Source organism: Nocardioides sp. Bht2 (assembly GCF_047308515.1).
Taxonomy (GTDB): domain Bacteria; phylum Actinomycetota; class Actinomycetes; order Propionibacteriales; family Nocardioidaceae; genus Nocardioides.
The window spans coordinates 125,897-135,857 of record NZ_JBLBWI010000012.1 but is presented as its reverse complement, the minus strand read 5'-3'; the positions used below and the strand labels follow the sequence as shown (position 1 = coordinate 135,857).

General features: G+C 69.0%; 11 protein-coding genes. 3 read left to right on the top strand and 8 right to left on the bottom strand.

The window, feature by feature from the left end:
- Positions 1 to 89 precede the first annotated feature (89 nt).
- A complete protein-coding gene (locus ACLM5J_RS15225) occupies positions 90 to 1,304 on the top strand; it encodes an HNH endonuclease signature motif containing protein (RefSeq protein ID WP_413657294.1) in 1,215 nt (404 codons plus the stop codon).
- A gap of 164 nt (positions 1,305 to 1,468) precedes the next feature.
- The gene (locus ACLM5J_RS15220) at positions 1,469 to 2,785 is read left to right on the top strand and encodes a phytoene desaturase family protein (protein ID WP_413657293.1); all 1,317 of its coding nucleotides are present in this window, start codon (positions 1,469 to 1,471) and stop codon (positions 2,783 to 2,785) included.
- A gap of 63 nt (positions 2,786 to 2,848) precedes the next feature.
- Here ACLM5J_RS15220 and metF read toward each other — a convergent pair whose 3' ends face one another.
- Complete coding sequence (gene metF, locus ACLM5J_RS15215) at positions 2,849 to 3,736, bottom strand: methylenetetrahydrofolate reductase [NAD(P)H] (RefSeq protein ID WP_413657292.1); 888 nt, start codon at positions 3,734 to 3,736, stop codon at positions 2,849 to 2,851.
- Between the two features lie 106 nt (positions 3,737 to 3,842).
- On the opposite strand from metF, the gene ACLM5J_RS15210 reads away from it, so the two are divergent.
- Complete coding sequence (locus ACLM5J_RS15210; protein ID WP_413657291.1) at positions 3,843 to 4,916, top strand: polyprenyl synthetase family protein; 1,074 nt, start codon at positions 3,843 to 3,845, stop codon at positions 4,914 to 4,916.
- A gap of 108 nt (positions 4,917 to 5,024) precedes the next feature.
- Here ACLM5J_RS15210 and ACLM5J_RS15205 read toward each other — a convergent pair whose 3' ends face one another.
- Genes ACLM5J_RS15205 through ACLM5J_RS15175 form a run of 7 tightly spaced genes read right to left on the bottom strand, consistent with a single transcriptional unit; the run spans position 5,025 to position 9,959 of the window.
- Positions 5,025 to 5,399, bottom strand: a complete 375-nt coding sequence (locus ACLM5J_RS15205) for a GtrA family protein (RefSeq protein ID WP_413657290.1) — start codon at positions 5,397 to 5,399, stop codon at positions 5,025 to 5,027.
- 23 nt (positions 5,400 to 5,422) lie between these two features.
- Positions 5,423 to 6,547 (bottom strand): glycosyltransferase family 2 protein, encoded by a 1,125-nt coding sequence (locus ACLM5J_RS15200; RefSeq protein ID WP_413657289.1) that lies wholly within the window; start codon positions 6,545 to 6,547, stop codon positions 5,423 to 5,425.
- Positions 6,547 to 8,058, bottom strand: coding sequence for a hypothetical protein (locus tag ACLM5J_RS15195; RefSeq protein WP_413657288.1), 1,512 nt, complete (start codon positions 8,056 to 8,058; stop codon positions 6,547 to 6,549). The genes ACLM5J_RS15200 and ACLM5J_RS15195 overlap by 1 nt, the downstream gene beginning before the upstream one ends.
- Positions 8,055 to 8,597 (bottom strand): hypothetical protein, encoded by a 543-nt coding sequence (locus ACLM5J_RS15190; RefSeq protein ID WP_413657287.1) that lies wholly within the window; start codon positions 8,595 to 8,597, stop codon positions 8,055 to 8,057. Before ACLM5J_RS15190 ends, ACLM5J_RS15195 begins: the two co-directional genes overlap by 4 nt.
- Positions 8,598 to 8,632: 35 nt before the next feature.
- Positions 8,633 to 9,055: a barstar family protein gene (locus ACLM5J_RS15185; protein WP_413657286.1), complete on the bottom strand. Its 423-nt coding sequence runs from the start codon at positions 9,053 to 9,055 to the stop codon at positions 8,633 to 8,635.
- Positions 9,052 to 9,588, bottom strand: a complete 537-nt coding sequence (locus tag ACLM5J_RS15180; RefSeq protein WP_413657285.1) for a ribonuclease domain-containing protein — start codon at positions 9,586 to 9,588, stop codon at positions 9,052 to 9,054. The genes ACLM5J_RS15185 and ACLM5J_RS15180 overlap by 4 nt, the downstream gene beginning before the upstream one ends.
- Positions 9,585 to 9,959 (bottom strand): Rv2175c family DNA-binding protein, encoded by a 375-nt coding sequence (locus tag ACLM5J_RS15175; RefSeq protein WP_413657284.1) that lies wholly within the window; start codon positions 9,957 to 9,959, stop codon positions 9,585 to 9,587. Before ACLM5J_RS15175 ends, ACLM5J_RS15180 begins: the two co-directional genes overlap by 4 nt.
- Positions 9,960 to 9,961: the final 2 nt, after the last annotated feature.

Here is a 9,961-nt window from a genome sequence, read left to right as displayed (position 1 = left end):
TCGAGCTTGTCGAGATCAGGTCCACCGGTGATCGAGCTTGTCGAGATCAGGTCCACCGGTGATCGAGCTTGTCGAGATCAGGTCCATCGGTGATCGAGCTTGTCGAGATCAGGTCCATCGGTGATCGAGCTTGTCGAGATCAGGGCCTGGCGGTCCCGGTACTCCGGCGGTTGCTGCGGTCGCCGCGCAGGATTTCGCGGTCGCCGCGAACCTCACCCGCCCAGGGGGCGATGTCCCTGCTCGCCGATGCCCTGGATCTGCACCACCGGCTCCCGCGGTTCTGGGCCAAGGTTGAGTTGTTGGAGGTGCCGGGTTGGAAAGCACGCCGGGTCGCGGAGCTGACCCGGAAGCTCTCCGCTGAGGCTGCTGCCTGGTTCGATACCCAGCTTGGTGTTGGTGAGCGGTATGGCTGGCCGACCATCGAACGCACGTTGGCGATGGCGGTCGCGAAGTTCCACCCCGAGTTGATCCGCGACAAGACCGGCCCGCTCTCGAAGGCGGATTGGGATGTGGCGCTCACGCACAAGTACGGGCCGGCAGGCACCGCATCGGGCACCTCCACGTTGGACGTGGTGGGTGACTCTTTGGACCTGGCCCGGTTCCATGACCTGGTCTGTGAAGAGGCCGAAAAGCTACGCCGCGCTGGAGATGTGGACGCGTTGGGTCAACGGAAGGCGAAGGCACTCGGCTCCATCGCCGAGGCGCAGGACATCCCCGACCTGGGAGGTCTCGACAAGCTCGACCACCGGAGTTCCGTTGATCGAGCTTGTCGAGATCACTCCCCGGCTTCGACGGCACGGGGCCGGCGGCGGGTCTTCGTACACACCACGCTCGCCGATCTGTTCGGCACCGACCACCTCGCGATCGCTGACACCGACAAGCTCGGCCCCGTGCTCGTGGAGCAGCTCACCGACTGGCTCCAACGCCACGGCTCCATCGCCACGATCACCCCGGTCATCGACCTGAACCGCACCGGCACCGTGAACCGGCACGACCCACCCGCCTGGATGGCCGAACAGGTCCGTCAACGCGACCCGCACTGCGTCTTCCCGCACTGCACCCGCTCATCGGCCGATGCGGATCTCGACCACATCACCGCATACGACGCCGGTACCTCTGAACTACGTGGCCCACCGGGCCAAACCACGCCCGAGAACCTAGCGCCGCTCTGCAGGCGCCACCACCTAGCCAAGACCCACGGCCGATGGCGCTACCAACGCACCAAGACGGCAACTACCTCTGGACCGACCACCGCGGACAAAACCTGGCTGGTCACCAACCTCGGCACCATCCAACTCGACTGAACCAACTCGAACGGCCAGCAAGCCCGCTCCTCCGGAACCCGAGTGGTCACCGGCGGCTTCGGTGCGCGCCTGACAGGTCCGGCGCCCCGCGCCCGGACCAGTGGCCATGCGAACCCACGACATAGGCGCCCGCCCGCACTCCGCGGTCCTCTAGGGTTCTGCCCATGGCACGAGTGGTGGTGATCGGCGGCGGCTTTGCAGGCATGGCCAGCGCGGCACGGTTGGCGAAGCGCGGACACGAGGTCACCCTTCTGGAACGGCTGCCCCAACTGGGCGGCGCCGTCTCGCAGATCGAGGCCGAAGGGTTCGCCTGGGAGACCGGCCCGACCTCGACGTTGCTCCCGGCCGTGATCCGTGACCTGTTCCGGAAATCCGGCCGCCCACTCGAGCGCGAGATCGACCTCATCTCCGAGCCCCTGATCCGGGAACACCGCTTCGACGATGGCAGCACGGTCCGCCTTCCCGGCGGCTCACGCGGCGTCCAGATCGACGCCGTCGACGCCCTCGGTGCCGGCCTCGGCGAACAGTGGGCCGACTACGTCAGCAGCTTCGCCGACGAGTGGGACCTCCTGCGCCGCACCTACTTCGAACGTCCGTGGCGACCGAAGGTGACCGAGAAGGCCGTCCACGACGTGCTCTTCACCCGGACCTCGCTGGCCAAGCGCACCAAGAAGGCGTTCAAGGACAAGCGTCTACGGACCCTCGCCCAACACAACGCCGTCTTCGAGGGTCACGACCCGCGCGACGTCCCGGGCTGGGCCGGACTGCTGAGCTACGTCGAACAGAACTTCGGGAGCTGGACCGTGCCCGGCGGACTCAGCCAACTCAGCGGCGCCCTGGCCTCCCGCCTGGAGACCCGTAAGGTCGAGGTGCGGACCGGCGTGACCGTGCACGACATCGTGCTCCGGGAAGGCCGCGCCGTGGCAGTCTCCACCGACGCCGGCGAGATCGACGCCGACTACGTGGTCACCGCGATCGACCCACGCGCGCTACCGGCGCTCGCCGACCACGTCCGCCGCACGCTGCCCGCGCTACCGCCCGTGGTCTGTCACCTCGGTCTGACCGGCGACGACATTCCCGAACTCCCCCACGAAGTCGTCCTGCACGGCGACCCGATGCTGGTGGTCCGGACCACCGGCCGCGCCCCGGACGGCGCCCAGGCCTGGACGATCCTCGGCCGCGGCCTGCTCTCCGAGGACATCGTCCTCGCGCTGGCGCGACGCGGGATCAACATCCGCCCTCACGTCGAGGTCCGGGTCGACCGTTCGCCCCGAGCCCAGGTCGAGAATTGGCAGAGCTCCCCGATGGGCGTGCTCTGGCAGGGTCGCAACACGCTGCGTCACAAGATCAGCACCGCGACCCCGCTCCCGGGCGTCTACGCTGCCGGCGCCCATACCGTCCCCGGCGCAGGCCTTCCGTGGGTCGGCCTCTCGGCTGCCCTGGTCGCACAGGAGATCGAAGAGGCAGAGGCCGGCGCCTGAGTCAGGCACCGGCCTCGAGAGGTCGATCACGGGTGTTGCGCGGCGTCACCGCCGCAGCACGCGTCAGGCAGTGATCTGCAGAGCCGCGAAGATCTCCAGCGTCGCCTTCGAACGGTTCAACGTGTAGAAGTGCAGGCCCGGCGCGCCGCCGGCCAGTAGCTCGTCGCAGAGCTCGGCGGCGATCTTGATGCCCTCGGCACGGACCGCGGCCGGGTCGCCGTCGAACGCCGAGATCCGGTCCACGATGTCCTGCGGCACGTTGGTGCCGATCAGCTCACCCTGGCGACGGATCGCACTCAGGTTCAGGATCGGCATGATGCCCGGCAGGATCGGAATGTTCACCCCGCGGGCGCGCACCCGCTCGACGAGCGCGAAGTAGTCGGCGGCGTGGAAGAACATCTGGGTGACCGCGAACTCGGCACCCGCGTTGGCCTTCGCCACCAGCACATCGGCGTCGGCGTCCAGGGACTCCGCTGACGGGTGGCCCTCGGGGAACGCCGCGACGCCGACCTCGAGGTCGGCGTGGCTGCGGGCCAGCTCGACCAACTCGACCGCGTGGTTCAGGCCACCCTCGGTGGCGGTCCACGCAGCACGCGGCCCCTCGGCCGGGTCGCCCCGCAGCGCCAGGACGTTGTAGACGCCCGCGTCGCGATAGGTGTCCAGGATGGTCCGCAACTCGCCCTCGGAGTGGCCGACACAGGTCAGGTGGGCCATCGGGACCAAGCTGGTCTCACGCGCGATCCGCTCGGTGATCGCGACCGTGGTGTCCCGCGTCGAGCCGCCGGCGCCATAGGTCACCGAGACGAACGTCGGGCGGTACGGCTCCAGGTCGCGGATCGCTTGCCACAGCTGCGCTTCGCCGGCTTCGTCCTTGGGCGGGAAGAACTCGAACGAGAAAGAACGCTCACCCTGACGGATGAGCTCGCCGATACGGCGGGGTTGCGCAGTCATGGGCCGAGTCTAGGTGGTCGGGGCCCGCCTCGGTCGCCGATTCCACTGGGCGTACTCCCCCGGACCGCTGGCGCCCGTGGCGCCCACGCTGGCTAGGCTCGACCCTGTGACTGCGCCTGCCTTCGACGACGCCACCTTCCGCGCCGACCTCCAGGGCGTGATCGACACCTTCCTTGCCGCCCAGGCCGAGCGGCTCGCTCCGCTCGGTGACGACGCCGCCGCCCTGCTCGCCGAAGCCCGGACTGCGCTCCGTGGTGGCAAGCGGCTCCGTGCGGCGTTCTGCTGGTGGGGCTACTCCGCGATCGCAGAACCGGCGGCGTCCGACCGCGCCGCGCTGCTCAGGGCCTGCGCCGCGTTGGAGTTCCTGCAGGCCAGTGCGCTCGTCCACGACGACCTGATGGACGCCTCCGACACCCGCCGCGGCCGTCCCGCTACGCACAAGGCCTTCGAGGCCAGTCACCAGGCAGACGGCTGGACCGGCGACCCCGTGCAGTACGGCGCCGCGGCCGCGATCCTGCTCGGGGACCTGTTGCTGACCTGGGCGGACGAACTGCTTCGTCGCTGCGGCCTGGAGTGGGAGCGGGTCCGGGCAGCCCTCGACCTCTTCGACCTGTGCCGCTCCGAAGTGGTGGCCGGTCAGTTCCTCGATGTCTCGGTCCAGGCCCGGGCCAAGGCCGACGTCGCCACCGCGATGACCGTGCTCCGCTACAAGTCCGCCAAGTACTCGGTGGAACGGCCGCTTCACATCGGTGCGGCGTTGGCGGGGGCGAGCGCCGAGCAGATCTCCGCTCTCACCGGTTACGGCCTCCCGCTCGGTGAGGCGTTCCAGCTGCGCGACGACCAACTCGGCGTCTTCGGCGACCCCGAGGTGACCGGCAAGCCGGCCGGCGACGACCTGGTCGAAGGCAAACGCACCGTCCTGGTCGCGATGACCCTGGACGCCGCCGCCCCAGCCGACGCTGAGCTGCTGGATCGCTCGCTGGGCCGCGACCTCGACGTCACCGAGGTGGAACAGCTCCGGGCGCTGATCCGGAACAGCGGTGCCGAGCAACAGGTCGAGGAGCTGATCGACGAACTCACCGCGCAGTCGCTCGCCGCGCTCGCCGACCCCGGCCTGCGGCGTGAGGCCACCCCGGGGTTGAAGGCGATGGCCGAGGCGGCCACCCGCCGCGTCGTCTGAGCGCAGCTCACCCGCGCTCACCTGCCGTAGGCGACGGTTCGGCGCGTGCGCCTGACGGTTCGGCGCGTGCGCCTGACGGTTCGGCGCGTGTGCCTGACGGTTCGGCGCTTATGCCTGACGGTTCGGGTGCTCGATGGGCCAGACGACGAAGCGATAGGCGGCGAAGTTGGCGACGAAGCTGACCGCGATCGCGAGCAGCTTGACCAAGGCGACGCTGTCGATCACCTCCAACAGGAGGTGGATCACGACCGGCTGGAGCACCCACATCGTGGTGCCGGTGGTCGCCAGGAAGAGCAGCGCCTTGCGGAGCGTCGCGCGCTGGCCCCCGAAGGTGAACCGGCCGTTGACCACGAAGCTGAAGGTCATTCCGGCACTGGTGGAGAGGAAGTTGGCCGCCACGATCCCGAGCCAGGGTTGCAGCAGCAGGAAGAGCCCCATATCCAGGGCGGTGTTGATCACACCGACCCCGGCGAACCGCACCACGGTGCGGTCCAGGAGACGCCGGATCAGCGTTCGCTCCGGCGTTCGACCGGGCGAGGGGATGTGGTCTCGACAGGCTCGACCACCGATGACCCCTCGACCACCGATGACCCCTCGACCACCGATGACCGCTCGACCGCCGAGCGCCGGGGGGCGCGCTCAGCGCCACGGTCACCACGGGCTGCCAGCGCCAATGAGTAGAGAGGGCGGTCCTGGACCTCGACGTAGACCCGGCCCAGGTAGCTGCCGATCACACCCATCATGATCAGCTGCAAACCGCTCAGCAGGAACATGCCGACGCCGAGGAACGCCCAACCGGGGACAGCACTGTCCGGGTCGAGGACACGGACCCCGAAGACGTAGACGGCCAACAGCACCGAGATCGCCGAGATCGCGAAGCCCAGCCGGGAGATCATCTTCAGCGGCGTGGTCGAGAAGCCGACGATGCCATTGGCGGCGAACGTCAGCATCTTCCGCAGCGGGTACCCGGTCGAGCCGGCGTGCCGCGAGTCGCGGTCGAAGAGCAGCGCCTCCTGGCGGAAGCCCACGTGCGCCACGATGCCGCGCAGGAAGCGGGCGTGCTCGCGGTAACGGCCCACCTCGGCGACGACCGCGCGGTCCATCAGCCGGAAGTCACCGGTATTGCGCGGGATCTCGATCGAGGCCAGCTTGTCGAGCACCCAGTAGAACGCCCACGCCGTCGACTTCTTGAAGGCGCTGTCCTGGCGACTGCGGCGCTGCGCGAAGACGACGTCGACGCCGTCCTCCCACATGGTCAGCATCTCCAGGCTCACCCGGGGTGGGTCCTGCAGGTCGGTGTCCATCACGATCACCGCGTCGGCGTCGGCGGCCATGTCGAGGCCTGCGGTCACCGCAAGCTGGTGCCCGAAGTTCCGCGACAGGCTGAGCACGGTGACCCGGGCGTCCGCTTCGCGCAGCGCCAGCAGCCGGTCGAGCGAGTCGTCCTTGCTGCCGTCGTCGATGTAGATGTACTCGAAGTCGAAGTCCGGCCGCTGGTCGGTGGCCTCCACCAGAGCCTGGTGGAAGACCGCGATGTTGTCGGCCTCCTCGTAGACGGGAAGCACATAGGTGACTTTGCGGCGGCCATCGCCGCGCTCCTGCTCGGTCCCCACGTTCTCGTCCTCCCTCATCACAGCGCAGCCAGGATCATCAGGCCGGCCACCATCAGCACCAGGCCGACGGCCAAGGCCCCTTGCGCGCGGTCCAGCCACTTGGCCAGCACGACATCACCGCGATGATTCTCGCTTGCCGGTTGCAACGCCTCACGATGACCCCGCTTCCTGGCCAGCAGTTCGCCACCGAGCAGCACCGTCGCCATCGCCAGCATCGGGGCCGCGGTGGTCCAGTAACGGGCCCCCGCCACGTGCAGGAAGGGCTGCAATGCCAACGACCCGAGACCGAGGGTGAGCAGCAGGCTGAGGAACCGGTTGTCGAACGAGGTCCGGAAGATCCCCAGCATCATCAACACGGCACCGGCCAGCATCGGGAAGAACATCAGGTTGGTGCTGATCGCGATCAGCCAGTAGGGCAGGTTCTGCCCGGAGTTCGGCGGCTGCAGGTGGATCGCGAAACCGGCCGGCTTGAAGAGGTAGGAGCCGAAGTTGGCGAGCACCTGGCTGGAGTAGCTCTGCGCCGTCACCTCGGATCGCGCGAACGCCGACATCTGCTCCTGGACCTCGACCTCGCCGAGACCGGTGGCCCGACCCACCTCGCGGGAGTACCGCACCGGGGCGAACCACAGGGTGCTGCCCGGGTCGCACGGGCCGAAGCAGACCTGGCGCCGGTCGCCGAAGGTGTTCGCGGTGCCATTGGCCACCGAGGTGGTGGTCAGCACCCGGCTGTCCAGGGTCTGGCTGGCGGCGATCGACCACGGCACCAACACCGCGACGAACGCGACTCCGGCCACCACCATCGCGCCGAAGCTCCGGAGCCGGACCTTGCCGCGCAGCGAACCCAGGATCACCAGGCCGACCACCAGGCAGAGCCCGACCGCGAGCACCGAAGCACTGGAGCGGAAGTAGACGACGGCGATCGCCAGGAGACCGAGCTGGAGACCGTCACGCCAGACGATGCCCTCCCCCGACCGGATCCTGCGCAGCACCGGCACCAGGAAGGCCAGGAAGATCACCGCGATCAGGCCGGCGGTCAGGTCGCCCCACGCGGCGAACGAGAAGAGCAACCACATCGGGACCAGGCCCGGGAAGATCAGCAGCGCCACCGCGTACCGGTCGCCCAGGTTGCGGCGCACCACCTGGACGGCGAGCAGCAGGATCAGCGTGGAGCAGACCCCGAGGTAGCCGCGGATCATGCTCAGCGAAGCGTCCGGGTCGACGATGAAGAGCGGCGTCAGCAACAGCATCATCCCGGGCATGAACCAGCCGCTGGAGATGACGTTGCGCTGCAGTTCGGCGACGTCGACGCCGCCACCGGCGACCAGGTCGCGGACCGCGTTGGAGAAGGCTCGGCCACCGTTGACGTACGAGGTCTCGTCGCCGATCAGCTTGGCGTCCATCACCTGCGGGTAGAGGATCACCTTCAGCACGACGTGCGCGACCACCAGGATCAGCAGGAAGACCTCGATCCGCGGCAGTCGGGATCGGAGCTCGACCAGTTTGTCGAGCGCGCGGTGCACCCTGCTCACAGCAGGTCCTTCCCGAAGCGCTTGGTCACCGAGGGCCAACCACACTCCTCGGCGTCGGACTGACGGGCGATGGCGGGCAGGTCGAAGACCACCCAGCCCTGCACGATGGTGTCGGGCGAGACGTCGAGCGGGCTGAGTCGCCAACTGACCTCGCCGACGTCGGCTCGGGTGACGGTCGCCGACCGCGGCTCATCCGAGACCACCGTGAAGCCGGCGTCGGTGAACGCCGCGAGAACATTGCGTCGTGCCTGCTCGACGTCGACCAGGTTCCACTGGATGCGGAGCACCCGGCGGATACCGCGGTCGGTCTCGACGTCACCGTCGCGCCGGGTCTGGTACGAGAAGTCGAAGTGGACGCCGTCGGGCAGCGGGTAGCAGCCGGTGTCCAAGGTGACGGGCGGGAGCGGCGGCCGGTAGTTGCCGGTCGGCTCCGCGCGGCCGAACGAGTTGCTGAAGGCAATGATCAACACCACCGCAAGGATCACCAACGCGACCGCTCCACGGCGGATCAGGCGAGGTATGGGCGACGGTGTAGACACGGTGGAGCATGCTAGCCGAGCGAGTAGCGCTCAGTTCATTCCAACAGCGGAATGTCGGCTGTTTCCGGCCCCGGGCCGCGAAGCAGGACCACCAGTCGCGGCTGCGCGGCGGAGTCGCGCTGGGCGGCGATGATCCCCAGGATCGTGGCGAACGTGGCACCCTCGGCCCGGGCCAGAGTGGACCAGCCGTCCCAGAGCAGGACCCGATCCTGGTCGAGGTCGGCGAGGCAGTCGGCGAAGGCGTCGAGGTTGCGGCCGTAGTGGTCGGCGAAGTCGAGACTCTCCCCCAGCGCCGCCAGGACCTCGGCCTTGGTGCTCGCCTGCCAACCGTCGAGATGGCCGAACGCCCAGTGCGCGGTCCCCACCGCGCGGGCGACGTCGTCGACCTCCAGCGCGCTCTCCCAGCGGTAGGTGCCCGCCGCGACGTCGCCGCGCAGTACCGCAGCGAGCCCGCTCACCGGTCGATCCGTTCGAAGCTGGCGTAGTGGTCGCCGGTGAAGTAGTACTCATCGCCGTCGCCGGTCACGATCCGGCGCGCACCACGGTGGTCGAGACCGGGGGTCGGCACCGTGTACTCGGCGTAGTAGCCACGCGCCCGCTTCGGCAGGATGCCCTCGTAGTTGCCGAAGGTGATCCCATCGCGGTCGTACGGGAACGGTCCGCCGTCGTCGATCAGCCGCAAAGTCCGCGCAGCCTCGGCGGGAAGCGCGTCCACCGCGACCCACCGCAGCCCGGAGACCGGGTCGGTGCCGGTCCGCCCCGCGTCGGGCTTCGCGGTCGCCTGCGGCTTCGCGTTCGAGCCAGGATTCGCGGTCGAGCCGGGCTTCCCGGTAACGCCGGGCGTCGCGGGAGCGGTGGCGGCGTCGGGCGTGCGGTCGCCGCCGGAACTGTCCGGCCCCGACTGGAGCCACCAACCGGCGATCGCGATCAGGGCGACCAGCACACCGCCGAGCAGGCGCAGCCAACGCGGCCCGGACCGCGGCGAACTCACAGCGCGATCGCCTGCGCGCGGCGCTTTACCTCCGAGCCACGGTTCTCGCGGAGCGCGTCGATCGGGCGCCCCGGCAGGTCGGCCTGCTCGGTGAAGATCCACTCGATGCACTCGCGGTCGTCGCGTCCACCGTCGTGGAAGACCGTCAGCAGACCCGGAACGCCCTTGACGATCAGACCGTCCTGGATCAGCAGGGCGGGGATCTTCTGGCCAGCTCCCGGAACCGGGACCGCCGCAGCCAACTGGTGCTCGCGGATCATCGTCCGGATCTGGTTGACACTGACCCCGAGCGCCTTCGCGGCCTCGGCCCAGTCGAACCACTCCTCGACGAGGACGGCCAGATCGGAAGTGTTGTCGGAAGCCTCATTCATAG

Coding starts and splice junctions, on each gene's coding strand:
- metF (WP_413657292.1), bottom strand. CDS start 3,736: ATGACTGCGCAACCCCGCCGTATCGGCGAGCTCATCCGTCAGGGTGAG.
- ACLM5J_RS15200 (WP_413657289.1), bottom strand. CDS start 6,547: ATGAGGGAGGACGAGAACGTGGGGACCGAGCAGGAGCGCGGCGATGGC.
- ACLM5J_RS15220 (WP_413657293.1), top strand. CDS start 1,469: ATGGCACGAGTGGTGGTGATCGGCGGCGGCTTTGCAGGCATGGCCAGC.
- ACLM5J_RS15175 (WP_413657284.1), bottom strand. CDS start 9,959: ATGAATGAGGCTTCCGACAACACTTCCGATCTGGCCGTCCTCGTCGAG.